The 26,678-nt window shown below is 66.3% G+C and carries 25 protein-coding genes; 13 read left to right on the top strand and 12 right to left on the bottom strand.

Annotation, left to right across the window (positions count from 1 at the left end):
- Positions 1-3 precede the first annotated feature (3 nt).
- The 5 genes from lpxK to FLL57_RS02070 form a co-directional block, all read right to left on the bottom strand.
- On the bottom strand, positions 4-1,026 hold the full coding sequence (gene lpxK, locus FLL57_RS02090) for a tetraacyldisaccharide 4'-kinase (protein WP_013501105.1): 1,023 nt from the start codon (positions 1,024-1,026) through the stop codon (positions 4-6).
- Positions 1,019-2,323: a 3-deoxy-D-manno-octulosonic acid transferase gene (locus FLL57_RS02085; RefSeq protein WP_013501104.1), complete on the bottom strand. Its 1,305-nt coding sequence runs from the start codon at positions 2,321-2,323 to the stop codon at positions 1,019-1,021. Before FLL57_RS02085 ends, lpxK begins: the two co-directional genes overlap by 8 nt.
- A gap of 69 nt (positions 2,324-2,392) precedes the next feature.
- On the bottom strand, positions 2,393-2,641 hold the full coding sequence (locus tag FLL57_RS02080) for a DUF4170 domain-containing protein (protein ID WP_013501103.1): 249 nt from the start codon (positions 2,639-2,641) through the stop codon (positions 2,393-2,395).
- 37 nt (positions 2,642-2,678) lie between these two features.
- Positions 2,679-3,494, bottom strand: coding sequence for a 3'(2'),5'-bisphosphate nucleotidase CysQ (locus FLL57_RS02075; RefSeq protein ID WP_013501102.1), 816 nt, complete (start codon positions 3,492-3,494; stop codon positions 2,679-2,681).
- Positions 3,481-4,878 (bottom strand): TldD/PmbA family protein, encoded by a 1,398-nt coding sequence (locus FLL57_RS02070; protein ID WP_013501101.1) that lies wholly within the window; start codon positions 4,876-4,878, stop codon positions 3,481-3,483. Before FLL57_RS02070 ends, FLL57_RS02075 begins: the two co-directional genes overlap by 14 nt.
- A 297-nt stretch (positions 4,879-5,175) precedes the next feature.
- On the opposite strand from FLL57_RS02070, the gene FLL57_RS02065 reads away from it, so the two are divergent.
- Entirely contained in the window at positions 5,176-5,700 is a 525-nt protein-coding gene (locus FLL57_RS02065; RefSeq protein WP_142881999.1) for a DUF6101 family protein, read from the top strand.
- 35 nt (positions 5,701-5,735) lie between these two features.
- Here the strand turns inward: FLL57_RS02065 and ubiA are convergent, their stop codons facing one another.
- Positions 5,736-6,686: a 4-hydroxybenzoate octaprenyltransferase gene (ubiA, locus tag FLL57_RS02060; RefSeq protein WP_142881998.1), complete on the bottom strand. Its 951-nt coding sequence runs from the start codon at positions 6,684-6,686 to the stop codon at positions 5,736-5,738.
- Complete coding sequence (locus FLL57_RS02055) at positions 6,683-7,387, bottom strand: hypothetical protein (protein WP_142881997.1); 705 nt, start codon at positions 7,385-7,387, stop codon at positions 6,683-6,685. Before FLL57_RS02055 ends, ubiA begins: the two co-directional genes overlap by 4 nt.
- A 194-nt stretch (positions 7,388-7,581) precedes the next feature.
- Here FLL57_RS02055 and FLL57_RS02050 point away from each other — a divergent pair, with 194 nt between their 5' ends.
- The 6 genes from FLL57_RS02050 to FLL57_RS02025 all read left to right on the top strand — a co-directional run bounded on the left by FLL57_RS02050 (position 7,582) and on the right by FLL57_RS02025 (position 13,592).
- Entirely contained in the window at positions 7,582-8,337 is a 756-nt protein-coding gene (locus FLL57_RS02050; protein WP_142881996.1) for a 16S rRNA (uracil(1498)-N(3))-methyltransferase, read from the top strand.
- Between the two features lie 143 nt (positions 8,338-8,480).
- Complete coding sequence (locus FLL57_RS02045) at positions 8,481-9,629, top strand: ATP phosphoribosyltransferase regulatory subunit (RefSeq protein WP_142881995.1); 1,149 nt, start codon at positions 8,481-8,483, stop codon at positions 9,627-9,629.
- The gene (hisG, locus tag FLL57_RS02040; protein ID WP_142881994.1) at positions 9,626-10,603 is read left to right on the top strand and encodes an ATP phosphoribosyltransferase; all 978 of its coding nucleotides are present in this window, start codon (positions 9,626-9,628) and stop codon (positions 10,601-10,603) included. The genes FLL57_RS02045 and hisG overlap by 4 nt, the downstream gene beginning before the upstream one ends.
- A gap of 93 nt (positions 10,604-10,696) precedes the next feature.
- A complete protein-coding gene (locus FLL57_RS02035) occupies positions 10,697-11,743 on the top strand; it encodes a glycosyltransferase family 2 protein (RefSeq protein ID WP_142881993.1) in 1,047 nt (348 codons plus the stop codon).
- Positions 11,740-12,633, top strand: coding sequence for a ChbG/HpnK family deacetylase (locus tag FLL57_RS02030; RefSeq protein WP_142881992.1), 894 nt, complete (start codon positions 11,740-11,742; stop codon positions 12,631-12,633). The genes FLL57_RS02035 and FLL57_RS02030 overlap by 4 nt, the downstream gene beginning before the upstream one ends.
- Positions 12,634-12,749: 116 nt before the next feature.
- Positions 12,750-13,592, top strand: a complete 843-nt coding sequence (locus FLL57_RS02025; RefSeq protein ID WP_142881991.1) for a DUF2076 domain-containing protein — start codon at positions 12,750-12,752, stop codon at positions 13,590-13,592.
- Between the two features lie 101 nt (positions 13,593-13,693).
- On the opposite strand, the gene FLL57_RS02020 is transcribed toward FLL57_RS02025, so the two are convergent.
- Complete coding sequence (locus FLL57_RS02020; RefSeq protein ID WP_142881990.1) at positions 13,694-14,479, bottom strand: L,D-transpeptidase; 786 nt, start codon at positions 14,477-14,479, stop codon at positions 13,694-13,696.
- Positions 14,480-14,774: 295 nt separating this feature from the next.
- Between FLL57_RS02020 and FLL57_RS02015 the strand changes: the two genes are divergently transcribed.
- Positions 14,775-15,563 (top strand): protein phosphatase CheZ, encoded by a 789-nt coding sequence (locus tag FLL57_RS02015; protein WP_041807103.1) that lies wholly within the window; start codon positions 14,775-14,777, stop codon positions 15,561-15,563.
- A 29-nt stretch (positions 15,564-15,592) separates the two neighbouring features.
- Here the strand turns inward: FLL57_RS02015 and FLL57_RS02010 are convergent, their stop codons facing one another.
- On the bottom strand, positions 15,593-16,801 hold the full coding sequence (locus FLL57_RS02010; protein ID WP_142881989.1) for an MFS transporter: 1,209 nt from the start codon (positions 16,799-16,801) through the stop codon (positions 15,593-15,595).
- A gap of 47 nt (positions 16,802-16,848) precedes the next feature.
- Positions 16,849-17,364 (bottom strand): hypothetical protein, encoded by a 516-nt coding sequence (locus FLL57_RS02005; protein WP_047309005.1) that lies wholly within the window; start codon positions 17,362-17,364, stop codon positions 16,849-16,851.
- 305 nt (positions 17,365-17,669) lie between these two features.
- On the opposite strand from FLL57_RS02005, the gene groES reads away from it, so the two are divergent.
- From groES to FLL57_RS01985, 4 genes are all read left to right on the top strand, one after another.
- A complete protein-coding gene (gene groES / locus FLL57_RS02000) occupies positions 17,670-17,966 on the top strand; it encodes a co-chaperone GroES (protein WP_013501087.1) in 297 nt (98 codons plus the stop codon).
- Between the two features lie 39 nt (positions 17,967-18,005).
- Complete coding sequence (gene groL / locus FLL57_RS01995) at positions 18,006-19,652, top strand: chaperonin GroEL (protein ID WP_013501086.1); 1,647 nt, start codon at positions 18,006-18,008, stop codon at positions 19,650-19,652.
- 298 nt (positions 19,653-19,950) lie between these two features.
- The gene (locus FLL57_RS01990; protein ID WP_142881988.1) at positions 19,951-21,141 is read left to right on the top strand and encodes a hypothetical protein; all 1,191 of its coding nucleotides are present in this window, start codon (positions 19,951-19,953) and stop codon (positions 21,139-21,141) included.
- A 103-nt stretch (positions 21,142-21,244) separates the two neighbouring features.
- The gene (locus FLL57_RS01985) at positions 21,245-22,756 is read left to right on the top strand and encodes a phytoene desaturase family protein (RefSeq protein WP_142881987.1); all 1,512 of its coding nucleotides are present in this window, start codon (positions 21,245-21,247) and stop codon (positions 22,754-22,756) included.
- Here FLL57_RS01985 and FLL57_RS01980 read toward each other — a convergent pair.
- On the bottom strand, positions 22,753-23,166 hold the full coding sequence (locus tag FLL57_RS01980; RefSeq protein ID WP_013501083.1) for an META domain-containing protein: 414 nt from the start codon (positions 23,164-23,166) through the stop codon (positions 22,753-22,755). The two genes, FLL57_RS01985 and FLL57_RS01980, sit on opposite strands and share 4 nt — an antisense overlap.
- 384 nt (positions 23,167-23,550) lie before the next feature.
- Here FLL57_RS01980 and FLL57_RS01975 point away from each other — a divergent pair, with 384 nt between their 5' ends.
- Positions 23,551-25,302 (top strand): ABC transporter ATP-binding protein/permease, encoded by a 1,752-nt coding sequence (locus FLL57_RS01975; RefSeq protein WP_142881986.1) that lies wholly within the window; start codon positions 23,551-23,553, stop codon positions 25,300-25,302.
- Between the two features lie 218 nt (positions 25,303-25,520).
- Here the strand turns inward: FLL57_RS01975 and FLL57_RS01970 are convergent, their stop codons facing one another.
- Entirely contained in the window at positions 25,521-26,450 is a 930-nt protein-coding gene (locus tag FLL57_RS01970) for a TorF family putative porin (RefSeq protein ID WP_013501081.1), read from the bottom strand.
- Positions 26,451-26,678: the final 228 nt, after the last annotated feature.

Below are 26,678 nucleotides of genomic sequence, written 5' to 3'. Positions count from 1 at the left end.
CGCTCAGCGCCGCGCGGCTAGCCGCTCGGCGCGAGCCCGGTTGAGACGGTCGAGCAGGAACAGGCGCAGCGCAGCCTCGTCGTCGAACGCCAGCGTCACCGCCAGCGTCACAATCTCCACGCCAAGGCTCGCCGCCGCACGCCCGATCCGGGCCAGATCCTTCTCCGTCGTCACCAGCGTCAAGCCGCCGCGCCTGGCCGCCGCGGCAAGTTCCGCCAACTCCTCCGCCGTGAACGGATGATGATCGGCAAAGGCGCGCTGCTCCACCACCTCGACACCACTGGCACGCAGCGTCGCGACGAAGCGCGCCGGATCGCCGATGCCCGCGAACGCCAGCACCCGCCGGCCACGCAGCGCCTCGACCGACGCCGCCTGCGGCACCAGCCGCGCCCGCAGCACCGTTCCGCCCTGGGCGGCGATCTGCGCCGCAATACCGTCAGCGGCGGAGCCGTCGCCGACGACGACCAGTGCATCGGTACGCGCGATCTGCAGCGCCAGCGGCGCCCGCAGCGGACCGGCCGGAAATACGCTGCCGTTACCGACACCGCGGTGGCTGTCGATCACGATCAACGCCGCGTCCTTGATCAGCGCGGAGTTCTGAAAGCCGTCGTCCATCAGGATGACGCTGGCGCCCTGCGAGGCGGCGACCACCGCGCCGTCGCTGCGTTCGCGCGCCACCACCACCGGCACGGATCCGGCCATCATCAACGGTTCGTCGCCGACGTCGGCTGCGGCGTGGCGCGACGGATCGACCACCACAGGTCCGCGCAGCCGGCCACCATAGCCGCGGCTCAGCACCACCGGCCGCTCGCCGAGAGCGCGCAGCAGCGCCACCAGCGCCAGCGTCGTCGGCGTCTTGCCGGCGCCGCCCATATGATAGTTGCCCACGCACAGCACCGGGACGCTGACAGCAGCACCTGGCTGATGCATCCGCGCCGCGGCGATGTTGCCGTAGAGCGCCGCGAGCGGCAGCAGCAGGCGCGACAAGACGGAGGGGGGCCGGTGCCAGAAGCCCGGCTCACGCATTCGCGGCGCCCTGCTCGATCTGCAATTGCAGAAGATAGGGTTCGAGCGCCGCAATGGTGCGGTCGAGCGCGCCGCCGAGCCGATCGACCACGGCCGTCGCCGCCGTGATCGAGATTTGCCGCGCGTCGTGATTCGACAGCAGCGAGGAAATCCGCAGCACCAGTGCGTCGACATCGGCAACGGCGAACGCTCCGCCTTCGTCATCCAGCGCGCGATAGATGTCGGTGAAGTTGGAGACGTGAGGACCGTGCACGATCACGGCGCCGAGCTTGACCGCCTCGATCGGATTCTGGCCGCCATGCTCGACCAGTGAGCCGCCCATGAACACGATCGGCGCCAGGCGATAGAACAGTCCGAGTTCACCCATGGTATCGGCGACATAGATCGCAGTCGCGGCCATCGGCTGCTGCTCTCGCGAGCGCAGTGCCACCGGCAGGCCGGCGGTCTCGACCTGACTCGCGATCTGCTCGCCGCGATGCGGATGCCGCGGCACGATCACGGTGAGCAGCGTCGGGAAGCTCGCCGTCAGCCGGCGATGCGCTTCGACGAGCAGTTCTTCCTCGCCCGGATGCGTCGATGCGGCGACGATCACCGGACGGCCGCGGGTGACCGCGAGCAGCCGCTCCAGCCGGCCCGGATCGGCCGGCGGCGGATCGACGTCCATCTTCAGATTACCGGTGGTGATCACGCTCGGACTGCCGAGCGCGCTGAAGCGATCGGCGTCCATGCGCGACTGCGCCAGGCAGATGTCGAACCGGCCGAGCAGCGCCCCGATCGTCGCCGAGGCCCGCTGCCAGCGCGGAAACGACCGCTGCGACATTCGGCCGTTGATCAGCACCATCGGCACCCGCCGCGCCGAGGCGGCGAGGATCAGGTTCGGCCACAGATCGGATTCGATGAACAGCGCCAGGCTGGGTTGCCAGTGATCGAGGAAACGCTCGACGAAACGCGGCGCATCGTAGGGAATGAACTGGTGGATGATGTCCGGCGGAAACCGGCTCGCCACCACCTGGGCCGAGGTCAGCGTTCCGGAGGTGAGCAGGATGCGCAGGTTGAGCGCACGCAGCCGTTCGATCAGTCCGGCCGCGGCCAGCACTTCGCCGACACTGGCGCCGTGAATCCATACCACCGGGCCGCGAGGTCGCGCGTCGTTGCTGAGACCGCGGCGCTCTCCGACACGGGCGGGATCTTCCTTGCCCTGCTTCAGCCGCCGGCCGATCCACAGCGACGCCAGCGGCGCCGCGGCAGCGGTCAACCTGCGATAGGCGCGAAGCGTCATCGGCACCGGATCGACCATCAACGGCCCCGTCTGTCACCGCGAAGGTGACGCGCATCGTCGTGAAACTTCATCGTCGGTTCTGCGCGGTCAGTGCTGCGCGGACTGCGCTTCTTTTTCGGGATCCAGCAGCCGATGCAGATGAACGATGAAGTAACGCATGTGCGCATTGTCGACCGTCTGATGCGCCCGGGCCTTCCACGCCGCGTAGGCCGTTGCGTAGTTGGGGTACACCCCGACGATGTCGACCTTGTCGAGATCGCGAAAGGTCACGTTCTCAAGGTCCGTCAATTCTCCCCCGATTACGAGGTGGAGCAATTGCTGCGCATTGTCCGACATCAAACTTCCTCATTGCGGCGAACAGGCATGCGCGCGCTCAGCCTCGCGGAGAAACGCGAAAATGCTCGACGATGTGAGCATGGCGTTCGCGCCCCGCAGCCACCAGCACGCCATGTGTGACCTCGGGACGGTTGTAGACGATGGTCTCGCCCGCGAGAGTTGTCATTGTACCATCCGCTTCGTGCACGATCAAATCGGCCGCAGCAAGGTCCCAATCGCGACTCTGCCCTCCGGCGAACGCAACGTCGACCTGACGATCAGCGACACGACACAGCCGTAACGCCAACGAGCCGATCCTCGGCAGGATGTAGGCGCTCGACGGCAGGGCCAGTCGCTCGATCAGCGGCTTCGGCCCGGCCACCTTGGCACCCTCCAGCGTGGTCCCGACGCTGGCGCGCAGCGACGCGCCATTGAGCGACGCACCCGCGCCGCGCGTTGCAAAGAACAACTCTTCCGACACCGGTGCGAACACGGCGGCAAGCACCGGTCTTGCGTCGGCGATCAGGGCGACCGATACACACCAATCCTCACGGCCGGCCAAATAGGCCCGGGTGCCGTCGATCGGATCGACGATCCACACCAGGTCCTTGTCGAGCCGCGTCAGATCGTCGGCGCTTTCTTCCGACAACCAGCCGTAGCGCGGGGTGGCATCCTGCAAGCGTCGACGGATCAGTTGGTCGACCGCGATGTCGGCTTCCGACACCGGCGAGGACGCGCCCTTGGTCCAGGTCCGCAGTTCAGTGCGGAACATCGACAGCGCCAGAGCGCCGGCCTCGCGCACCGTGTCGGCGAGCAGCTCGGCATCCCGCTGCGCGACAGAACTATGCGTGGTATCTGGACTAGCGTCCGGCAATCGTCAGCCCCTCGATCCGCAGCGTCGGCGCGTTGACGCCGTAGCGGAAGGTCAGGTCGCTGGCCGGCGTCAGAGTCTTGTACATGTCGAGCAGGTGCCCGGCGATGGTAACCTCGCTGACGGCGTAGGTTCTTTCACCGTTTTCGATCCAGAAGCCGGCGGCACCGCGGCTGTAGTCGCCGGTGACGCCGTTGACGCCGGAACCGATCAGATCGGTGACGTAAAACCCCTGCTCGATATCGGCGATCAGTTCGGCGGGGCTGAGCCGGCCGGCCTCGAGATGCAAATTGTAGGGACCGGGCGACGGCGACGACGACACGCCGCGATGCGCGTGACCGGTGGTGGCGAGGCCGAGTTCGCGTGCCGTGGCGCAATCCAGCAACCACGACGTCAGCACGCCGTCGTCGACGATCGACATCGGCTTGACCGCCACGCCTTCGGCGTCAAACGCCTGCGAGCGAAGACCGCGCTTGCGCAGCGGGTCGTCGACGATGCGGATGCCATCCTTGAACAGCTTCTGACCGAGACGATCCTTCAGGAACGAGGTCTTGCGTGCGATCGAGGCGCCGTTGGCGGCGCCGACCAGATGCCCGACCAGCGAGCCGGCGACGCGCGGATCGAACACCACCGGCACCTTGCAGGTCTCGACCTTGCGCGGCCCCACCCGCGCCGCGGTACGTTCGCCGGCGACACGCCCGACATCCTCGGGCGACATCAGATCGGCCGCATGCGGCGCGGTGGTGTATTCGTAGTCGCGCTCCATGCCGGTGCCCTCGCCGGCGATCGCGGTCATCGAGATGCTCTGGCTGGACCGCAGGAAGGCACCGTGGAATCCGGTCGACGTCACCAGCACCATGCCGCCGATCCCCGACGAGGCCGAGGCGCCCCCCGATTTGGTGATGCCGGAAACCGCGAGCGCCGCAGCCTCCGCTGCGCGGGCGCGCCGCTCCAGCTCGGCGGTCGACGGAGTGTGCGGATCGAGCAGATCGAGATCGGGAAAATCACGGGCCAGCAGTTCCGTATCCGCGAGGCCGACATATTTGTCGTCCGGCGCGACGCGGGCCATCGCCACCGCGCGCTCGGCGAGCTTGGCGACCGCGTCGCCACTGATGTCGTTGGTCGAGACCACCGCCTGACGGCGACCGACGATCACCCGCAGGCCGACATCGTCACCTTCCGAACGCTCGGATTCCTGCATCCGTCCGTCGCGCACTTCGACGCCGTGCGACACCCCGCGGACCGCCACCGCATCGGCCTGATCGGCGCCTGCGCGACGCGCCGCCTCGACCAGCCGTTGTGCCAAATCGCTCAGCGCCGACTGATCGAACAAAGCCGAATCCACAGAAGACGAAGCCGGCGAACGTGCGCTTGGTGAAGAGTTCACAAATACAATTCCTAAGGCTTGAAGTAACGACGCGGGGCAGCGGATGCACGCTGTCGACATCACAGATGTGCTTGTTCGACGCGGACTTCAAGCACTTTGCACCCGACCGGAACAATTCATTGCCGAGCCGAGCGCAAGATTGCGTCAATCATGCTGGCCAAGGTTCTGTCAATCATGAGCGGCGAAGCAGTCGGGGTCAGTTTCGATTAACCAGCCTTATTAAGCGAATCCGGACCGGGCTCTGGCAAGCTCTCACCCATCGACCGGGAACATAATTCCGGCGGGGAGATCAAAGCCGTGAGGCGTCAAACAGCAACAGGCGGGGTCAACCTCGCCGGGTCGAGCCGCGACTTGCGGCTCGACCCTCTCTCACTGCCGATCCGCTTCGACGCGCACGACGTGCGGGCCGACGGCGGCATCCGGCAAATCGAACTACACCGCGAGCGGGTGGTGCTACGCCGCGCCGTCTCCGGCATGAGAATGGCGGTCAACGTCAGCGTCAGCGACTTCCGCGGCATCGGCTGCCGAGGTCTCGACGACGGCCGCATGCTGATGCTGGTGCACCGCGATCCGTCGCTGTCGATCCCTCTGGGAATCAGCGACGACCCCGAGGAGATCGAACGGATGTGGGCACTGTGGAGCGAGATCTTCGGACTGCCGCAGCTTCCCGAAGACAAGATGCGCGAGCCTGCGCAGCGCCGCCGTCGTCATCACGTGATCAGCAAGCGTCGTCCGCGCTTCCTGACACGCCGGCGAGTCGGCCGACTGCTCGACGCACCGAAATGCTTCGCCGGCGAACGTGAGATCATCGCGCGCAACTAATCAGAATCGGATGAGAGCGCCGGACCCGCCCGGGCTCACGCCATGGTACGCGAAACCGCATCGGCCACCAGACCGCCGAACAGCAGCAGGCCGGCATCGCGGTTCGACTTGAACAGCTGCAGGCACAGCGGGCTGTCGTGGATGTCGAGCCGCACGATCTGCTGTACCAGATGTGCCGCGAACGCAGCCAAGCCGACCCAGGCGAGCCAGCCGGCATCGGCCAGCTTCAGCGCCACGCCGATCAGGCTCACGGCCAAGCCGAACAGCAGCACCAGCGCGAGCTTGGTGTTTTCGCCGAACAGCAGCGCAGTCGACTTGATTCCGACCATCAGGTCGTCTTCGGCGTCCTGATGCGCGTACACCGTATCGTAGCCGATCACCCAGGCAATCGAACCGGCGTAGAGCACGAACGCCACCAGATCGAGCCGCTCGAAAGTGCCGGCAAAGCCCATCAGCGCGCCCCAAGAGAACGCGAGCCCGAGCACGAATTGCGGCCAATAGGTGATCCGCTTCATGAACGGATAGGCCGCCACGATGATCAGCGACGCGATACCGGTGGCGATCGCAAAGCTGTTGAACTGCAGCAGCACGATGAGGCCGGTCAAACACAGCAGCACCATGAACACCGCGGCCTGCTTGGCGGTGACCTGCCCCGCCGGAATCGGCCGCGAACGGGTGCGCTCGACCTTGTCGTCGAGATCGCGGTCGGTGATGTCGTTCCAGGTGCAGCCGGCGCCGCGCATCACGAACGAGCCGATGAAGAACAACGCGCAGAACAGCGGCAGGCGACTGAGGTCGTGGGCCATGCCGGCGGCGAGCGCCGCCGACCATAGGCACGGCATCAGCAGCAGCCAGGAGCCGATCGGGCGATCGAACCGCGCCAGCCGCAGATATGGCCGTGTCCACAGCGGCGCATGGTTGTCGACCCAGTTGCCTGTCGAGTCGGCGACCCGCCCGGCCGCGCCGCTGGCCGGAATCCCGCTCATCGCGACAGCACGTTGCCGTTGAGCGTGTCGAAGGTGGTGCCACCGAACTTCTTGGCCGAGGTGTTCACCTCCGGCGCAGCGGTCGACGAGCCGAGCACATCGGCAAAGCTCGGTCCGGCCGGGCCGCGCTGCTGCTGCTGCTCGGCAATGTTGCAGACCTGCTTCTGCATCTGCTCGGTCCTCTTATGGCCGGTCTTGAGCTGATCGGCGATTTCGTTCGGAATGCCGCAGCGCTTGGCGTTGCCGACGACGTATTTGATCATCGCAACTTCGGAACTGGAGAACGCGCCGATCAGCTTGCAGGCCTCCGCCGCCGGTGCCTTGCGCTTGCCGGCGGCCTGAATCGCCTGACCGCGCTTTTCGGCTTCTTTCCGCAGCTTGAGGAAGTCGTTCATGCAGGCTTCGCCGCCGGCCTGCTGGCCCATCGGCGCAGCGCCGGGCGGCGGACCGAATGCGCCACCGCCACCGGCGATCGGAGCCGCGCCCGCAGCCGGGAACGCTCCGCCCGAGCCGTTGACTGGGGGAAAAGCCGGGTCGTTGACGGTGCCGGCGGCCGACTGATTGGGCAGCGGCGCCGGAAACGGCGATGTGGCCGACTGGTTCGGCAATGGCGCGGGAAACGCGCTCTGGGCCAGCGCCGGCACGGCTTCAAAGACGAAAGCGGCGGTAACCGCTGGTACAATCAAACGTCGGATGATCAAGGCTGCTCCTCCGGCAAGGTTCGATGGTCCCCGTTGGCCCAATAACACGTCGAAAAGACAGACATGCGGGCCTTATTACGATTCCGGATCGCCCTTAACAACCCGCCGATTAGGGCGGCAGCACGGCGCTTCGTCCCACAGGCGGCTGATATTCTTGAAAAATTGGGCTAGAAGCGGCGCGTGAGACCCTGCCAATGAGCCGATACGACTTCCGCAGCCCCCGCCTTTTCGTCGATGCCGACCTCGCGTCCGGTACGCAGGTGCCGCTCGATCGCGATCAGGGCAATTACCTCGGCAACGTGCTGCGGCTCGGCGCCGGCGCCGCAGTGCTGGCGTTCAATGGCCGCGACGGCGAGTGGCGCGCCACCATCCTCGGTCGCAAGCGACCCGAGGCGCTGGAGGTGGCAGACCAGACCCGGCCGCAGGACCGTTTGCCGGACGTCGCCTATGTGTTCGCCCCGCTGAAACACGCCAGACTGGACTATATGGCTCAGAAAGCTGTGGAAATGGGCGCTGGCCGGCTGCAGCCCGTGCTCACCCAGCACACCCAGGTGCATCGGCTCAACACCGAGCGGATGCGTGCCAATGTGGTCGAAGCCGCCGAGCAATGCGGCATCCTCAGCCTCGCCGAGGTCGGCGAGCCGATCGGGCTGGACCGTTTCCTGGCCGGCCGTGCCGGCGGCGAACGCCTGCTGGTGTTCTGCGACGAGGACGCCGAGATCTCCGATCCGGTTGCGGCGCTGCAGGCCGCGCGGAATGCGGCCGCCAAGGGCGTCGATCTGTTGGTCGGGCCGGAGGGCGGCTTTTCCACCGAGGAGCGCGCCCTGCTGCTGAAACAGCCCCACATCCTACGGCTGGCGCTCGGCCCGCGGATCATGCGGGCGGATACCGCAGCAGTCGCCGCTCTGACGCTGGTTCAGGCGGTGATGGGCGATTGGAAGGGTAATTAGGTAATGTTCGACCATTGGCGCCCCCGCCTCGCCGGCCACCCGGCGGATGACGGTCGAATCTGTCATCCACCCGTGTTAAGGGCTGCGCCGACCAACATTTTCTGTTCCACCCTCCCTGCCCGGGACCGCAGGACTGACCGATCATGATCAAGACCGCCGCCGCTCGCGCGACCGGATCCGCCGCGTGGGCGGAGGCGCTGCTGCAATCCTTCGCCGAGGCCGGCTATGCCCAGGCCACGCCGCCGATCCTGCAGCCCGCCGAACCATTCCTCGACCTGTCGGGCGAGGACATCCGCAAAAGCCTCTACCTGACCACCGACGCCAGCGGCGAGGAGCTGTGCCTGCGCCCCGATCTGACGATCCCGGTGGCGCGCGACTACCTCGCATCACAGGCCGCCGGGCAGCCGCTCGGCTTCTGCTATCTCGGGCCGGTGTTCCGCCAGCGCGGCGGCAAGCCGAGTGAATTCATGCAGGCCGGGATCGAGCTGTTCGGCCGGCAGGACCGCGCCGCGGCCGATGCCGAAATGCTGGCACTGGCGCTCGGCGCCACCGTCGCGCTCGGCGCCGGCGAGGTCGATGTCCGGACCGGCGACGTCGCACTGTTCGCGGCGCTGATCGACGCGCTCGACCTGATGCCGGTGTGGCGGCGGCGGCTGATGAAGGACTTCCACCGCAAGGCCAGCCTGGCGCAGGATCTGGAGCGGCTGACGCTCGCGCCCTCGACCAGCAACGAATACGAGGGCGTGCTCGCCGCGCTCGCCGGCTCCGACCGCAAGGCGGCGCTGGCGCTGGTCACCGACCTGATGTCGATCGCCGGCGCAACCACCCTCGGAGGCCGCTCGGTCGCCGAGATCGCCGACCGCTTCCTCGAACAATCGACCCTGAAGAGTGGCGCGCTGCCGCGCGACGCGCTCGACAAGATCAAACGATTCCTGGCTATCAGCGGCGCCCCGAACGAGGCGCTGAAGGCGCTGCGCGCGCTCGCCGCCGACGCCAAGCTGGCGATCGATTCCGCGATCGATCAGTTCGAAGCGCGGATCGGCTTCATGGCCGACCGCGGCATCGACCTCGGCAAGGTCCGGTTCTCCACCGCCTTCGGCCGCGGGGTCGATTACTACACCGGCTTCGAATTCGAGGTGCATCGCGCCGGCAACGGCGACGAGCCGCTGGTCGCGGGCGGCCGCTATGACGGGCTGATGAGCCAGCTCGGCGCCGCCTCGCCGATCCCCGCGGTCGGCTTCTCGATCTGGATCGAGGCGATGAAACAGACCAGCGCCGGAGGTGCCGCATGAGCGCGCCGTTCGTTCTGGCGGTTCCGTCCAAGGGCCGCCTGCAGGAAAACGCCGAAGCGTTCTTCGCCCGTGCCGGGCTGACGCTGAGCAAGTCCGGCGGCGCGCGCGATTATCGCGGCACCATCGCGGGCCTCGACAATGTCGAGGTCGCGTATCTCTCGGCCAGCGAGATCGCGGCCAATCTCGCCCGTGGCTCGGTGCATTTCGGCGTCACCGGCGAAGATCTGGTCCGCGAAAGCATCACCGATGCCGACAAGCGGGTCCTGCTGATCGACGGCCTCGGCTTCGGCTACGCCAACGTGGTGGTCGCAGTGCCGCAGGCGTGGATCGACGTCCGCACCATGGCCGACCTCGACGACGTCACCACCGGCTTCCGCGCCCAGCACAACCGGCGGATGCGGGTCGCCACCAAATACATCAATCTGACGCGTGGCTTCTTCGCCGCCCACAACGTCGTCGACTACCGCATTGTCGAAAGCGCCGGTGCCACCGAGGGCGCGCCTGCGGTCGGCACCGCCGAGATGATCGTCGATATCACCACCACCGGGGCGACCCTCGCCGCCAACGGCCTGAAGGTGCTCGACGACGGTGTGATGCTGCGCAGCCAAGCCAATCTCGTGGCCTCGCGCGAAGCCGACTGGAGCGAGGCGAACCGCGAAACCGCGCGCGTGATCCTCGATCACATCGCTTCGCGCGCCCGCGCCGGCAAGTACAAGGAAGTCCGCACCCGCTTCAAAGGCTGCAACGACGCGCTGCTCGCCGAAGCCCACAGCCGGTTCGGCGTGGTGTCGCCGTTCGGCGGGCCGACCTCGTCGGGCATGCTGACGCTGCACTGCCCGCCGGCGCAGATCTACGCGCTCGGCAGCTTCCTGCGGCAGCATGGCGCAGACACCGTGTCGGTGGCTGCGCTGGACTACGTGTTCGACAAGGAAAACCCGCTGTTCAGCAAACTTGCAGCGTTCCTGCAGCAATAATGCCGGCGCGCCGCGCCGTGGTGGCGTCGGCGTGCGGAACCACCATATAATCAGCAGCAGACAAACAAGGCGCGTGCGGGCCGGAAGCGATCGATGATGCTTGGGAGTGACGTCTCGGGTCTGTCCACCGAAGCGGGAGCCGCCGCGGCGCAGGGCCTGTCCATCGTGGTTCCTGCCTACAACGAGGCGGGCGGCCTGCAGGCGCTGCACGGCCGGCTGATCACGCTCGCCGCCACGTTGCGGCAGCGCTACGGTCTCGCCTGCGAGGTGGTGTATGTCGATGACGGCAGCGCCGATACCACACTCAGCATTGCCCGCAATCTGCCGGCCACCATGCTCGACGTCCAGGTGGTGTCGCTGTCGCGCAATTTCGGCAAGGAAGCCGCGCTGATGGCCGGGCTCGACCATGCCCGCCGCGGCGCCGTGCTGTTCATGGACGGCGACGGCCAGCACGCCCCAGAACTGGTCGAAACGCTGGTGGCGCATTGGATCGACGACGGCTACGACGTCGTCTACACCGCCAAGGCGCATCGCGACAACGAACCGGCGCTGCGCCGCACCGCAGTGCGCGGATTCTACGCGCTGATCAATTGGGGGGCGCGGCAGAAGATCCCGGAAGACGCCGGCGACTTCCGTCTGCTGTCGCCGCGCGCCGCCCAGGCGCTGCGGCAGCTCCCTGAACGCAACCGCTTCTTCAAGGGCCTGGCGAGCTGGATCGGGTTCCGGCAAAAGCGGGTCGATTACGAACCCGAGCCGCGCGCGCACGGCTTCAGCACGTTCTCGACCGCGCGGCTGATCGGGCTGTCGATCGAGGGGCTGACCTCGTTCTCGGTGGCCCCGCTGCGGATCGCCAGCCTGCTCGGCGTCGCGCTGGCGATCAGCGCCTTCCTGTTCGGGCTGTCGATTCTCTGGGAGACCTGGATCGATGGAAAATCGGTGCCCGGCTATCCGTCGATCATCGTCGGGATGATGACGATCGGCGGCGTGCAGCTTCTGATGATCGGCATCGTCGGCGAGTACATCGGCAAGATCCTGTCCGAGATGAAGGCGCGACCGATCTACTTCGTCGCCGAGCACACCGTGAAGAAGGCCGAGCCCGATGCCGGTGCCGATCCGGCGAAGCGGTCCGCGGCCGAATGAGCGAATCTGCCCAGCGCCGGATCTGGCTGGTCGCCGACGATTACGGCATCAGCCCCGGGGTCAACCGCGCGATCTGCGACCTGATCGGACGCGGCTGCATCAATGCTACCTCGGTGATGATGGTCGGTCCCGCGATCGGGCGCGACGACGCCGTTGCGCTGATGAACGCAGCCGCGGCCAATCCGAACGCCGCGATCGGACTGCACGCCACGCTGACTGCGCCGTTCGCGCCGCTGACGATGCACTATCAGCCGCTGAACGGAGGCCAGTTTCTGCCGCTCGGTCGCAAGCTGCGCGGCGCGTTGCTGCGCCGCCATGACCGCCAGGTGATCGCCACCGAACTGAGCGCACAGATCGAAGCCTTCACCGAACGGTTCGGCCGCACGCCCGACTACGTCGACGGGCACCAGCATGTGCAGTTGTTTCCGCAGGTGCGCGACGCGTTTCTCGGCGCGGTGAAAGCGCTGGCACCGCAGGCCTGGGTGCGGCAGTGCGGACGTAGCGTGCCGATGGCGCGGCGGCTCGGCAATCCGAAGCCGCTGCTGCTCGACGCGCTCAGCGCGACGTTTCGCGCGCGCGCGCGGGCCGCCGGGATCGGCTACAATCCGAGCTTCGCTGGCGCCTACGACTTCCTGCGCGAGACCGACTTCGACAAACTGATGGGATCGTTTCTCGATGGCCTGTCGGACGGCGGCTTGGTGATGTGTCATCCGGGGATCGTCGACGAAACGCTGATCGCGCTCGACCCGTTCACCGATCAGCGCGAACGCGAATACGCCTATCTGGGCTCGGATCGCTTCGCCGAACTACTGGCAATGCGTCAGGTCAGCCTGGCCGCCGCGCCGCCGCAGGCCGCGACCGGAGCCGTTTTGTCTCCTACGGAAATTTAATCCGGGCACGGACTTACTGCCGCCCAAAGGTTCCCTAGATTTGACCACACCCGCGCCTGCGATCGCCGCCGGCGAGCGCCGGGGCGCAGGTTCGAGCGATGCTCAGGGAGGTCATGATGACACCGCAGGAACGCCAGCTTGTGGACGATCTGTTCGAACGGCTCGCCCGCCTCGAAGCCACCCCACGCGATCCCGAAGCGGCCGCAGCGATTTCGCAAGGACTGCGAATCGCGCCGAATGCGATCTACGGGCTGGTCCAGACGGTGCTGCTGCAGGACGAAGCGCTGAAGCGAGCCCACGAACGCATTCAGGAATTGGAGGCCGATCAGGCGCCGGCCGCTCAAGACCGCGGCGGCTTCCTGGATTCGATGCGGGACGCGATCTTCGGCCAGGGCCAGCCGCAGCGCGGCTCGGTGCCGAACGTTCCGCCCCCCGGAGCTGGCGGCGGCCGGCCATCCTGGAATACCGGGCAGGTACTCGGGCAATCCGCGACGCCACCCTACAGCCAGCCGGCGCAGCCGCCTTACGGCCAACCACAAGGCCAGCCCGGCGGGCCGTTCGGGGGGCAGAGCGCGGCCCCCGCCAGCGGTGGCGGCTCGTTTCTCGGCACCGCGGCCGCGGCTGCAGCGGGCGTGGTCGGCGGCTCGCTGCTGCTTTCCAGCATCCGCGGCATGATGGGCGGGGGCTCACAACAGAGCGTGGCCGACCAGAGCGGCCTGAGCGGCGGCACCCAAAGCCCGTGGGGCGGCGGCGATAGCGCCGGCGGCAATCTCGCACAGCAGGCCGGGCTCGGTGACATCGGCTCGCAGCGCGGCGGTGGCGACGACAATGCGCGCCACGGCATGATGGATCAGAACGGCAACGACTATGACCGCGTCGCCGACGCCGGCTATGACCACGACGACATGGACATGGATGGGGACGATTTTGACGGCGGCGGCGACAGCGACTTCGCGTAACCCCTGCCGTCACCCGTCCAGATGCAACGGCCGCCCACAGGGCGGCCGTTGTCGTTCGAGAGTTGGTTGTGGTTCGAGACGGAGTTCGTCGCGCCCGATCGTCAGATCACCACCACCTTGGTGCCGACGCCGACGCGACCGTACAGATCGATGACGTCCTCGTTGCGCATGCGGATGCAGCCCGAGGAGACGTTGGTGCCGATCGTCCACGGTTCGTTGGAACCGTGAATGCGGTACAGCGAGGAGCCGAGATACATCGCTCGCGCGCCGAGCGGGTTTTGCGGACCGCCCTCCATGTGCCGCGGCAGATCGGGACGGCGCGCCAGCATTTCCTTCGGCGGCGTCCAGGCCGGCCATTCGCGCTTGGCGGTGATCGTCTTGACGCCCGACCAGGTGAAGCCGGGGCGGCCGACGCCGACGCCGTAACGCAGCGCCTTGCCGTCGCCCTGCACCAAGTAAAGGTACTTGTTCGGGGTATCGATCACGATCGTGCCGGCTTTTTCGCCGCCATGGTAATCAACAAGTTGCTTTTCATAGCGCGGATCGAACTCCGGACGAGCCGGCTCGATCGCCGCCTCCTGCTCCTGCATCGGTTGCGGCGCCGATGGCGGCAGGTAATCGCGGCGTTCGTACATCCGTTCACGCTGGTAATACCGCGAGGACGGCGGCGGCGTGCCGTCACCGAACAGAAACTCGATGAAGCCGCCGCCCATATTGGAGCGTTCGGCGTAAGCGGTACGGACCCGCACCGGCTCGGCCGCCCGCGGATCGGCGTAGATCAACGCCGGCTCCTCGGCGGATGAAAAAACCTGAGCGGCGGCGGGAAGATAGCCGCCGCCGAGACAAGACACGCTGGTCAGCAAAGCGAGGGTGGTTTTGTTGAACATCGACGTACTCTGCACCGTTTCGTCGTGGACTCGCCGAACATGCGGCGGCGAACGCAACGGATCAGAAACCAAAACCGGATCGGTTTGGTAAACGCGGACGGCATTTCGATTCACCACGTCGCAGCGGCGCCGCTGTTCCTGCGGTCAGCGTTTATTTTCGATGAACGACCCAGGCCCATGGTTAACGTACCGTATTTCAACGTTTGTTAGTTGAGGCGAACCCGGTTCCGCCGCTCAACCCGTCGTTAAAGAGATGGCTGTACGAGAGCGAGGTACCAACTCACGGGATCAGCCGATGTCACTTCCACGTAAGCGCTTTCGCATTGAAGAACTGACGCTTGGAGCAGCGCCGATGCTCGCACCGATCGAATTCGAGGCTGGCCCGACCAACCGCGACCTGATGGCGGAATTGCGCGCGATCCGCGCCCAGATCGTCAATGGGGTGCATCCGGTGGCCGCGGCCGAGTCCGGCAGCAAGCAGGAAATCGACGCCTCGCTCGCCGCGGAAGCTGCGGAAGCCAAGGCGCTGCTGGCGAGCTACAAGGCTCAGGTCGAACAGTGCGAAAAGCTCAAGGTCGAGCTCGATCTGATCCACAACGCGATCGACCAGACCAAGCGCGAGATCGCGGTGCTGCACTCCAAGAGCTTCAGCGGCGAGGAGATGGCCAAGGTCAACGGCGAACTCGGCGCCGTGGTCGGCGGCACCGAGGAAGCCACCCAGCAGATTCTCGAAGCCGCCGAAGCGATCGATCAGGCGGCGACCGCGCTGGGCAAGGTCAATTCGGCCGACCAGCAACAGGCTCTGAGCGAAGAGATCCAGGAGCGGGTGATCTCGATCTTCGAGGCCTGCAACTTCCAGGACCTCACCGGCCAGCGCATCAGCAAAGTGATGAACACGATGAAGTTCATCGAGCATCACATCGTGGCGATGATGGAGATCTGGGGCGGCGTCGACGAGATCAAGTCGCATGCTCCGCCGGTCGTCGACACCCGCGACGACGACTCCAAGCTGCTCAACGGCCCGCGTGCGCTCGGCGAAGACGGCCACGCCTCGCAGGACGACATCGACGCGATGTTCAACTGATCGCCGGGCTCGACTGATCGCCGACCGCCTCAGCGCCCCTCGGCGCTGCGCGGCGGTCGCAGCGCCATGAAACAGCCGAGCGCCGCCACCGCGCACACCATGCCCGCCTCGATCACGGTCGCGTCGGAAAACCGCTCGACCGCGGTCGCAACGACGAACGGTGCCGAAGCCTGCACGAACAGCGCCGGCCGCGCGATCCGTCCGATCACCCGCCCGTAGCCCAGCGGCCCGAACATCAGTAGCGGCAGAGCGCCACGCGCGATCGTCATCACCCCGTTGGCGGCGCCGAACGCCACGCAGAACACGCCCGCGACCAGGATCGACGGGCCGACGAACGCCAGCATCGCGAACGAGCACGCCATCAGCGCGACCGCGCCACGCGCGATCCACAACGGATGGGTACGGCCGGCGAGCAAGAAATCCGCCAGCCGTGCGGCGACCTGCGCGGGGCCGAACAACGCGCCGAGCATCACCACGGTGCCGGCGTCGAGGCCGGCGCGCTGGAACATCGCCAGCAGGTTCGACGTCACCCCGGACAGCATCAGGGCGTAGATCGCAAACGCCGCAGCGATCAGCAGGAACGGGCGCCCCTCCGGACGCAGCGGTTCGGCCGGCCTCGGATGCGGGCTCGTGCTGGGTAGATGAGGCGTAGGCGCCGCCTTGCGCGGCAGCGCCAGACCGTGCAGCGGCGCCACCACGCACGCCAGAACCGCGGCGAACACCAGGTAGGTGCCGCGCCATCCCACCGCTTCGAGCAACAGATGCGTCGCTGGCCAGCCAACCGTCGAGGCGAAGCCGCCGGCGAAGGTGACGAAGGTGATCTGCCGCCGCGCAGTGGCGCCGAACAGCCGGGCCAGCGTCGCGAATGCGGGATCGTACAGATTCGACGCCATCGCGACGCCGAGCAGGGCCCAGCCGAGGAAATACACCGGCCACAGGTCGACACTGGCAATCAGCACCATGCCGGCCGCGCCGATCAGCGCTCCCGGCGCCATCACCATGTTGCCGCCGTGGCGGTCGATCAGCCCGCCGACGGTCGGCGACAGGATGCCCGAGATCACCAGAGCCAGCGAGAACCCGGACATCCCGAACGCCAGCGACCAGCCGTGAGCCTCGGCGAGGTACGGCATGGTCAGGACAGGAGGATAGATCAGGATGCCCCAGCACAGGATCTGGGTGACCGCGAGAACTCCGACCGCGCGTTCCGGTCCGAGCGCCAGTCTCCGCAGCGCGGTCATGTCGTCATGGCGTCAGGTTCAACCCGATCTTGTTGGTGGCGGCAGTCTCAGGCGCGCGGGGCGCAGCGGACATACACCATGTTACCATAGCGGGTGGCAGCGTCCTTGTCGACGAAGCGGGTGATCATCACCCGGCCGTCGAACGAGACGATCTCGCGATCCTGGTCGCTGATCGGGCCGGCCGGACCGATATAGTTCTTGCCGCTCGGCGAGCCCTTCAGCCGCAGTTCCTGCGGGGTGGCCTGGTCGGCCAGATGCATGATCACGCCGCCGGTCGAGCCGGCTCCGATCACGTAAGGATTCCTGCACTGCGACAGCGCAGCCTTCTCGGTGCGGGCACGATCGGACGGATTGAGGTAAGAAGCCAAGCCCCAACGACCGACGATCTCTTCAGACCTGATGGTGGCCGGCAGATCCGGCGGCGGAGCCGCCTCCTCCACCGGAGCCGACTGCGAACCGCCGAGGCTGAAGCCACCGATGGTGCCGCACGCGCCGAGACCGAGCGCCATCACCGACGCCATCCCCAGATTGAGCGACGCGCGTGCGTTGCGTGAATTGACCATGATTTCTCCCCGAGCGACGCCCCACGTGCCCCTTGCGCCAGACAACCGCAAAACGCCGTGTCAGGCAATGCGGTCAAAACGATGATGATGTCGGGTGCCCCGGTCTGGCGGCCGGAGCATCCTACAGCGAGATCACCAAGCTCTTAAGCCGTCAGCTTGACAGGAACAGCATCTGGCCATATTTCCGGACGCGTAATTAGCACTCTCGCAGTACGACTGCCAACACGCGGATGCCCATCGGAGCCGCGGATCACGAACCGGCACTCGAACACCGAGCCCCCTCCAGTAACAGCACAGGACAGCCCATGGCTAAGCTCAATTTTCGTCCGCTCCATGACCGTGTCGTGGTGAAGCGCATCGACGCGGAAACCAAGACCAAGGGCGGCATCATCATCCCGGACTCCGCCAAGGAGAAGCCGCAGGAAGGTCAGGTGGTCGCCGTCGGCCCGGGCGGCCGCGACGAGACCGGCAAGCTGACCCCGATCGACGTCAAGGTCGGCGACCGCGTGCTGTTCGGCAAGTGGTCGGGCACCGAAATCAAGCTCGACGGCGAGGAACTCCTGATCATGAAGGAGTCGGACATCATGGGCGTGGTCGGCTGAGCCGCATCGCGACAATATCAAGACATCAGGAGCGAATGAATGGCAGCCAAAGACGTCAAATTTTCCGGTGAGGCCCGCGACCGCATGCTGCGCGGCGTGGATGTGCTCGCCAACGCCGTCAAGGTCACGCTCGGCCCCAAGGGCCGCAATGTGCTGATCGAGAAGAGCTTCGGCGCCCCGCGCATCACCAAGGACGGCGTCACCGTCGCCAAGGAGATCGAGCTGGACGACAAGTTCGAGAACATGGGCGCGCAGATGGTGCGCGAGGTCGCCTCCAAGACCAACGACCTCGCCGGCGACGGCACCACCACCGCCACCGTGCTGGCCCAGGCGATCGTGCGCGAAGGCGCCAAGGCGGTCGCCGCCGGCATGAACCCGATGGACCTCAAGCGCGGCATCGAGATCGCGGTCGCTGCCGTGATCAAGGACATCCAGAAGCGCGCCAAGCCGGTCGCCTCGTCGGCCGAGATCGCCCAGGTCGGCACTATCTCGGCCAACGGCGACGCGCCGATCGGCAAGATGATCGCCCAGGCGATGCAGAAGGTCGGCAACGAGGGCGTGATCACGGTCGAAGAGAACAAGTCGCTCGAGACCGAAGTCGACATCGTCGAAGGCATGAAGTTCGACCGCGGCTACCTGTCGCCCTACTTCGTGACCAACGCCGAGAAGATGACCGCCGAACTCGACGACGCCTACATCCTGCTGCACGAGAAGAAGCTGCCGGGCCTGCAGGCGATGCTGCCGGTGCTCGAAGCCGTGGTGCAGTCCGGCAAGCCGCTGCTGATCATCGCCGAGGACGTCGAAGGCGAAGCGCTGGCGACGCTGGTCGTCAACCGGCTGCGCGGCGGCCTCAAGGTCGCTGCCGTCAAGGCGCCGGGCTTCGGCGATCGCCGCAAGGCGATGCTGGAAGACATCGCGATCCTGACCGGCGGCCAGCTCATCTCGGAAGATCTCGGCATCAAGCTCGAGACCGTCAACCTGAAGATGCTCGGCCGCGCCAAGAAGGTAGTGATCGACAAGGAGAACACCACCATCGTCAACGGCGCCGGCAAGAAGCCGGAAATCGAGGCCCGCGTGCAGCAGATCAAGGCGCAGGTCGAGGAGACTTCCTCGGACTACGACCGTGAGAAGCTGCAGGAGCGCCTGGCCAAGCTGGCCGGCGGCGTCGCGGTGATCCGCGTCGGCGGCGCGACCGAGGTCGAGGTCAAGGAGAAGAAGGACCGTGTCGAGGACGCGCTGAACGCGACCCGCGCCGCGGTGCAGGAAGGCATCGTGCCGGGCGGCGGCGTCGCCCTGCTGCGCGCCAAGAAGGCCGTCGGCCGGATCAGCAACGACAATCCGGACGTCCAGGCCGGCATCAACATCGTGCTGAAGGCGCTCGAAGCTCCGATCCGCCAGATCGCCGAGAACGCCGGCGTCGAAGGCTCGATCGTGGTCGGCAAGATTCTCGAGAACAAGACCGAGACCTTCGGCTTCGATGCCCAAAGCGAAGAGTACGTCGACATGCTCGCCAAGGGCATCGTCGATCCGGCCAAGGTCGTGCGCACTGCGCTGCAGGACGCCTCCTCGGTCGCCTCGCTGCTGGTGACCACCGAAGCCATGGTCGCCGAGCTGCCGAAGGCAGAAGCCCCGATGGCGATGCCGCCGGGTGGTGGCATGGGCGGAATGGGCGGCATGGGCTTCTGAGCCCCGCCACCCTCTCCTTCCCGACAAGACACGCAAGGCCGCCTCCGGGCGGCCTTGTTGCGTTTGGAGATGGTTGCGGTTGAGGCGCACGCTGCGATGTCGCCGTCGTCGTCTGCGCAGGCGCGCGATCGCGGAAATAAGATCTGCGGCTTCCGCGATCCAGCGCCTGCTGCCGCTGACGCCCGCTCGCCTCGTCTTTTTTGGCGCCGCCGCCGCGATCTGCTAGTCAGCCTTGGTTCGGATTCAATTCGAATCGACAACGATACGAAAGCTGCCGTCCCCCGCGAGGAATCATCCGATGCGCGCGTTTCTGTTCAGCCTGCTGGCGCTGCTGCCGGCGACCGACCTCGCTTTCGCCCAAGCCAAGTCGGGGACGAAATCGGCGGCGCCCGCCACCGAGACGCGCTATTTCGCCACACTCGACGGCTTCATCGAAGGCGCCGACGTGATCCTGAAGGAAACGCGGCAGGGCAAGACAGCGACGTCGGCGGTGCTCGACGTCTGCTTCTCTCCGGCCAAGGACTCGGCTCGCAAGGACCGCTTCGTCGTCAACCTCACCGCCAGCGGTCAGGCGCTGACCGGAACCAGCCAGACGCTCGGCAGCAAGGCCCCGGTGTCGGTCAGCTTGCAGCAGAAGCCGAACGGCGAAACCTTCGACTTCAAGGGCGTGATCGGGATCGGCACAGCGACTTACGAGATCAATTCGACCGACAATTCCGATCTCAGCGACAAGGAATTCGAAGAGACCCAATCGGTCGACGAGAGCATCGCGCAGACACCGAAGGACTTCACCGCGGTATCGCCCGAAGCGGTCGGTGTTCGCGTCGCGCTCGAGGCGGCGGCGGATTTCCTGAAGACGCTGAAGACCGAAAATGTCGAAGTGTCGCTGTCGAGCCTGAACGTCGGCTGTGACGCGCTCCGCGCCGGCAAGCTGGTAATCAATCTCACGGTCGATCCGGAACGCGCCGCGTCCGTGATTGCCAAGGCCAAGACGTTCCCCGGCGTCACCGCGGCCGGGTGGACCAACGGTGTGGTCGACATGGACCGCGCCATCCTGTTTCCGGCGGCTGGCTGGCGCGACGGCGGCAAGCTCGATCGCGCCAAGATCGCCGCCACGCTGACCGGCACGCTGACGCAGACGCTGGAAGCCAAGCCGGCCAGCGCGAGCTGGGACGAGGCGACCGGCAAGCTGAAGATGACGTTCAAGCGACCGAGCGAGACTTTCCCGGCGCTGCAGCTCACCGAGGTCATCAACGTCGAGGCGCTGGTCAGCGCCGACAAGCCGGGCGGCAGCGACAAGCTGATGCTGTGGCTCGGCAATCCCGCCGCCACTACGATCGACGAGAACGCCCCGCCGCGGCTCGGCCTGAACGACGACGCCTCGGGCGAAGAAGAGATCGAACCGCGCAGCGATGGCGGTGCGGTGGCGGCACTGGCGAAGGAACTGAAAGGCCAGCGCTGGGATTCCGAAAGCGCCACCTGGCAATAGCCGGTCGAGGGTCGCCTCCGTCCGGATCATGGAACCGCGATTTGACATGCCGCTGCAATGCGGCAATGAAGCGCTTCCTTTTGACGGCAGGATGATCGGCTGAATGACGCGCTTTGATGCGGTGGTGATCGGCGCCGGGCTCGGCGGCCTGACTGCGGGCGCGATCCTGGCCCGCGAAGGTCGCAAGGTGCTGGTGATCGAGCGAGGCAATTCGGTCGGCGGCGCGGCATCGAGCTACAAGGCCGGCGAACTGTTCGTCGAAGGCTCGCTGCACATCACCGGCAATCCGCAGCACCTGCGCGATCCCAAACACCGCGCCTTGAGCCGCGCCGGCGTGCTCGATGCGGTGCAGTGGATTCCGGCCGGCGCGCTGTACGAGATGCGTGGCGGCCCGCTCGGCGCTCCGTTCACGCTGCCGGACGAATTCGCCGCCGCCCGCGACGCGCTGAACCGGCGCTTCCCCCATGCGCGGGACGGCATCGCGCGATGGCTCGGCGACCTTGAACGGCTCGCCGGTACACTCGGCGACGGCGGGCTCGACGCGGTGCTGGCACTGGCGCCGGAGTTCGCCGATTGGCACGCCTCGCTCGGCGACAGACTGCAGGCGCTGTTCGGCGATGACGAGGCGCTGAAATGCGCGGTCGCCGGCAATCTGTCCTACGTGCACGACGATGTCGGGGCGCTGTGGTGGGTACCGTTCGCGATGGTGCAGGGCAGCTTCCTGCTCAGCGGCGCGCGCTTCATCCAGGGCGGTTCGCAGCGGCTGTCGAGCGCACTGGCGCGCGCGGTGCGCAAGGCCGGCGGCGAGGTCGTACTACGCCGCGTCGTCTCCGGCCTGGTGATGGGGGACAACGGCGGCGCGCATCGGGTGACCCACGTCGCCCGCGATGGCGGCGATCCGCAGACCGTCGAAGCCTCGACCGTGATCGGCAACGCCGCACCGGCGACGCTGGCGAGCCTGCTGCCGGCCGATCAGGCGCAGCGCCTCACCGCCAGCTACGCCGATCACACGCCGTCGCTGTCGCTGTTCGCGCTGACGCTCGGCCTGTCCAGGCCGCCGGGCGAATTCGGCGTCAGCAGCTACGCGACGCAGCTCCTGCCCGACTGGATGACGACGCTCGCCTCCTATTCCGAGGGCAAAACCCTGATGGCGGACGAGCCGGGCGCGCGGATGCCGCCGCTGGCGATCGCCGACTACACGGCGATCGATTCCGGCGTACCATCGCCGCCCTACGTGCTGTCGGTGGTCGGGCCGGACCAGGTATCGAACTGGGACGGGCTGGACCAGGACGCCTATCGGGCCAAGCGCGGCCGCTGGCAGCAGGCGCTGCTCGCCCATCTCGACCGCAGCTATCCGGGACTTTCAGGCGCCGTCACCGCTGCGGCCTTCAACACCGCCTACTCGGTGCAGCAATATCTCGGCGCACCCCAGGGCGCGGTCTACGGCTTCGCGCCGCTGCTGCCGAACTCCGACGCGCCCTACCGCACGCCGCGTACGATTCTGCCCGGCCTGTATCTCGCCTCGGCGTATGCGGGCATCGGCGGCTACAGCGGCGTGGTGCAGGCGGCGCAGGGATGCGCCGAACTGATCCTGAAAGACCAGACGTCGGGTTAGTTCGTATTCAGGTGGAAACGTAACGTCTGCGGGCCGGCGAAGTTGACGAAATCGCCCTGCCGGCTCCAGGTCGTCACCGCCGCGAGCGCTGCGACCAGGGCATCATCGGCCTCGGCGCGATCCGCCGGACAATCGCGATCCTCGATCGCGCCCGGCACGAAGATCACCGTGTTGCCGGCGACAGAGAATTGCCCGACGCCGCCCTTGCACCACAGCTCCAGCCGGACGCTGCCCTTGTCGCCGATTTCCAGATTCGGAATCCGCTTCGATCCCGGCTTCGGCGACGCATCCAGCGTCAATTCCAGGCCGAATGGAAACTCCTCACCGGATTGCGCAAGGGAAGTCGTCGCCGTGCCGGACAGGATCGCCGTGGCGAGCACGGCAGCTTGCAGCAGAGAAAAGGATCGCATCTCACCTCGGTCGTTGTTGGAGCCGCTCGACATCCAGCGGCTTGCGCCAGATCGCCGGCAAAGAAGTGGCTGAACTGCGGCGGACAGATGCCGCCGTGCGTAAGACGCTATAATGCGAACGCCCCCGCCTTGGCCAGACGGCGCGACTCCCGGCGCCGACCACGTGCTTCCGTCCTGACACGACGGCAACCGGCGCATTCTCCCAAGGCGGCGCCGCATCTGACCGCTCACAAACACGCGAAATCCACCGGGCACACTCCGCACGCGGCGGCGACGTGCTAGGGTGCGACAAGAGGGCGCGACACGACGGCTGGTGAATGAACCTGCGAATTCCCTCACGGGCTCCACTCCAAGACGGAGCCTCCCACCCGGAGACCTTTTCCAGTGACGACTATCCGAACCACCTTGGCGACCGCCTGGCGGATCGCAGTGCCGTATTTCAATGCCGAAGACAGATGGATGGGCCGCGGACTACTCGCCGCCGTGGTGGTGATCGAATTGGCCGCAGTCGGGCTCGCGGTGCTGTTCAACCGCTGGAACAACGACTTCTACAACGCGCTGCAGGAGCGCAACTACGATGTCTTCACCTATCAGATCGTCTATTTCTGCGTTCTGGCGGCGATCTGGATCGCGCTGAAGGTCTATCAACTCTATCTCAACCAGTGGCTTCAGATCCGCTGGCGCAAATGGATGACCGAGCGCTATCTGGGCGGATGGCTGCACGACGCCAACCACTACCAGATGCAGCTCACCGGAGATGCCGCCGACAATCCCGATCAACGGATCGCCGAGGACACCCAGCTATTCGTCGAGCGCACGCTGGCGCTGGGCATCGGTCTGCTCAACGCGGTGGTGACGCTGGCTTCGTTCGTGGTGATCCTGTGGGGACTGTCGAACGAGGCACCGCTGCATCTGTTCGGCCAGGATGTCCCGATCCCCGGCTACCTGGTGTGGGGCGCGTTGATCTACGCCGTGATCGGCACCGCCCTCACCCATTGGATCGGGTCGCCGCTGGTCGATCTCAACTTTCGCCAGCAGCGCTACGAAGCTGATTTTCGCTTCAATCTGGTGCGTGTCCGTGAGAACGCCGAACAGATCGCCCTGCTACGCGGCGAACCGGCCGAGCGTGGCAAGCTGTCGGAACGTTTCGGTTACGTTGCCGAGAACTTCATGCGGATCATGAGTCGCACCAAACGGCTCACCGCGTTCACCGCCAGCTACTCGCAGGCGTCGATCATCTTCCCCTACATTCTGGTGGCGCCGGCTTTCTTCGCCCAAAAGGTTCAGCTCGGCGGCATGATGCAGACCGCCTCCGCCTTCAACAGCGTACAGGACTCGCTCTCGTTCTTCATCACCGCCTATCGCACCCTGGCGGAGTGGCAATCGGTGGTGCAACGGCTCGACGGATTCGAACGAGCGGTCGAGAGCTCAGCAGCGTTCCGCGCCGCTCCCGGCGTGGCCCGGGTCGTCGCGCCGACGCCCGGCGGCATCGCGCTCGACGATCTCAACCTGACGCTGCCGTCCGGATCGCCGCTGATCAGCGCCGACGGATTCAAGATCCACGACAACGAGCGCACCCTGATCGCCGGGCCGTCCGGCGCCGGCAAGTCGACGCTGTTCCGTGCGATCGCCGGGATCTGGCCGTTCGGTTCGGGCTCGATCGCGATCCCGGCCGATGCGACGCTGATGATGCTGCCGCAACGGCCGTACTTTCCGGTCGGCGAACTCCGCGCCGCGATCGTGTATCCGGCCGAGGCCAACTCCTTCAGCGATGAGAAGGTTGCTGAGGTGTTGCGCGAGGTCGGGCTGCCGGCACTGGCGGAGCAGCTCGATCGGCACGGCCACTGGAATCGGACGCTGTCGCTCGGCGAGCAGCAGCGGCTCGGCATCGCCCGCGCGCTACTGCACGCACCGCAATACCTGTTCCTCGACGAAGCGACCGCGTCGCTCGACGAGCCGTCGGAAGCCGCTCTGTACAGACTGCTCGACCGCAAGCTTTCGGGCACCACGATCGTCTCGATCGGCCATCGTTCGACGCTGGAGGCATTCCACCAGCGCGACGCCGTGCTGTCCCGCACCGGCGACGGCTTCGCCCTACAGGATCGGCTCAGCGTTCCCGCGCCGGAAGCCGGATGAACGGAAGGTCGGTCGACGCGGCGCTGCAGCTTTTGGCTGCTGACCGCGACGCAAGCGGCTTAAGCGGCGATCGGCCGCCTGCGACGAGGGCCCGCGGCTCAAGGCCGCCGGCCGGAGGCCTCGACCGCTTCGAAGCGGCAGACACGAGCAAACACACCAAACAAAACAAAGGGCGGCGGATTGCTCCGCCGCCCTCAGGCCCCCCAGAAAGGGATATCTTACTTCAGCGCGCCCAGCGTCACGTCAGCCGAGAGCTTGGCGATGAAACGAGCACCGCACCAGCCCGAGGTCACGCCGTTCGAGGTGAAGTCGGAGGTGATCGCCTGGCAGCCGGCCTTCGACAGGTCGCTGTCGGTGTAGCGCAGATCGAGGGTGAACACCTTGTAGGTGAAGCCCACGCCGACGTTCCAGGTGTTGTAGTCCGGCAGAGCCGTGAACGCGTAGAACGCGTCGGTGGTGCCGAGCCACTGATGGCCGTATTCACCCGAGATGTAGGAGCCGATGCCGCTGGTGCCGAAGAAGGTGCCCGGCATGGTAATCTTCGCGTTCACCGCGGCGTAGGTGCCCGAGGTGCCGAAGCGCAGGAAGTCCGGCGAGTAGTTCACGCTGGCGCCAGCGGTGAACATGTCGTTGAAGGTGTAGTTGAACTTGCCGTAGAACTCGTAGAACGACACGTCCTTCTTCATCACGTTGCCGTTGGCGAGCGCGCTTGAGCCGAGCGGGCACAGGTTGCCGCCGCCCTGAACGGTGTCGATGCACTGGCCGCCCGGATAGCCGTAGTACCAGAAGCCGAAGTCGAACGCGGCCGGACCGAAGGTCGGGCGGATACCGACGTAGCCGTCGATCTCAGCAGCGGCGCGGTTGGCGAACGAGATGCTCGAAGCCGACACGCCGGCGTAGATCTGCAGGTCCGGATTGATGTTGTAGCGCGGCTCGATGTAGCCGCTCACCGACGGCTGGTGGTTCGACTGGGTGATGCCACGAAACACGTAATCGCTGGAAACCGAGGTGCCGAACGCCACGTCCCACGGGTTGAATGCCACGACCGGCGGAGCCTTGGTGTAGACCTTGGCGGGCAGATCGGCCGCCTGGGCCGAGCCGGCGCCGACTGCGAGCACTGCCGCGACCGACAAGATTGTCTTCTTCATTTTGATCCCCATCGTTTTCAAGTCAGCCGGACCGAAGTTCAAGGACGCGACATCGACCTGCCAAAACCAAATGTGACAGCAATGTGCGGCGCGACACGGAAACGGTGAAGCAAAAAACACATGCAGTTGCCGACTTTTTGAGCAATTTAGTCACTTCGCCAACTCGTAGTTGAGGAGTGTTGCAATTAGATCACGTGATTGCGAGTGACTCTTAGGCCGAAACCATCA

It is taken from the genome of Rhodopseudomonas palustris, from assembly GCF_007005445.1.
Classification (GTDB): Bacteria; Pseudomonadota; Alphaproteobacteria; order Rhizobiales; family Xanthobacteraceae; genus Rhodopseudomonas; species Rhodopseudomonas palustris_G.
The sequence above is the reverse complement of the archived record's forward strand: the minus strand, read 5'-3'. Positions and strand labels throughout refer to the sequence as shown.

Bases quoted from the DNA above. Each gene is read 5' to 3' on its own strand.
- lpxK (WP_013501105.1), bottom strand. From the start codon at position 1,026: ATGCGTGAGCCGGGCTTCTGGCACCGGCCCCCCTCCGTCTTGTCGCGC.
- FLL57_RS02085 (WP_013501104.1), bottom strand. From the start codon at position 2,323: ATGGTCGATCCGGTGCCGATGACGCTTCGCGCCTATCGCAGGTTGACC.
- FLL57_RS02080 (WP_013501103.1), bottom strand. From the start codon at position 2,641: ATGTCGGACAATGCGCAGCAATTGCTCCACCTCGTAATCGGGGGAGAA.
- ubiA (WP_142881998.1), bottom strand. From the start codon at position 6,686: ATGAGCGGGATTCCGGCCAGCGGCGCGGCCGGGCGGGTCGCCGACTCG.
- FLL57_RS02050 (WP_142881996.1), top strand. From the start codon at position 7,582: ATGAGCCGATACGACTTCCGCAGCCCCCGCCTTTTCGTCGATGCCGAC.
- FLL57_RS02045 (WP_142881995.1), top strand. From the start codon at position 8,481: ATGATCAAGACCGCCGCCGCTCGCGCGACCGGATCCGCCGCGTGGGCG.
- hisG (WP_142881994.1), top strand. From the start codon at position 9,626: ATGAGCGCGCCGTTCGTTCTGGCGGTTCCGTCCAAGGGCCGCCTGCAG.
- FLL57_RS02035 (WP_142881993.1), top strand. From the start codon at position 10,697: ATGATGCTTGGGAGTGACGTCTCGGGTCTGTCCACCGAAGCGGGAGCC.
- FLL57_RS02030 (WP_142881992.1), top strand. From the start codon at position 11,740: ATGAGCGAATCTGCCCAGCGCCGGATCTGGCTGGTCGCCGACGATTAC.
- FLL57_RS02025 (WP_142881991.1), top strand. From the start codon at position 12,750: ATGACACCGCAGGAACGCCAGCTTGTGGACGATCTGTTCGAACGGCTC.
- FLL57_RS02020 (WP_142881990.1), bottom strand. From the start codon at position 14,479: ATGTTCAACAAAACCACCCTCGCTTTGCTGACCAGCGTGTCTTGTCTC.
- FLL57_RS02015 (WP_041807103.1), top strand. From the start codon at position 14,775: ATGTCACTTCCACGTAAGCGCTTTCGCATTGAAGAACTGACGCTTGGA.
- FLL57_RS02010 (WP_142881989.1), bottom strand. From the start codon at position 16,801: ATGACCGCGCTGCGGAGACTGGCGCTCGGACCGGAACGCGCGGTCGGA.
- FLL57_RS02005 (WP_047309005.1), bottom strand. From the start codon at position 17,364: ATGGTCAATTCACGCAACGCACGCGCGTCGCTCAATCTGGGGATGGCG.
- groES (WP_013501087.1), top strand. From the start codon at position 17,670: ATGGCTAAGCTCAATTTTCGTCCGCTCCATGACCGTGTCGTGGTGAAG.
- groL (WP_013501086.1), top strand. From the start codon at position 18,006: ATGGCAGCCAAAGACGTCAAATTTTCCGGTGAGGCCCGCGACCGCATG.
- FLL57_RS01990 (WP_142881988.1), top strand. From the start codon at position 19,951: ATGCGCGCGTTTCTGTTCAGCCTGCTGGCGCTGCTGCCGGCGACCGAC.
- FLL57_RS01985 (WP_142881987.1), top strand. From the start codon at position 21,245: ATGACGCGCTTTGATGCGGTGGTGATCGGCGCCGGGCTCGGCGGCCTG.
- FLL57_RS01980 (WP_013501083.1), bottom strand. From the start codon at position 23,166: ATGCGATCCTTTTCTCTGCTGCAAGCTGCCGTGCTCGCCACGGCGATC.
- FLL57_RS01970 (WP_013501081.1), bottom strand. From the start codon at position 26,450: ATGAAGAAGACAATCTTGTCGGTCGCGGCAGTGCTCGCAGTCGGCGCC.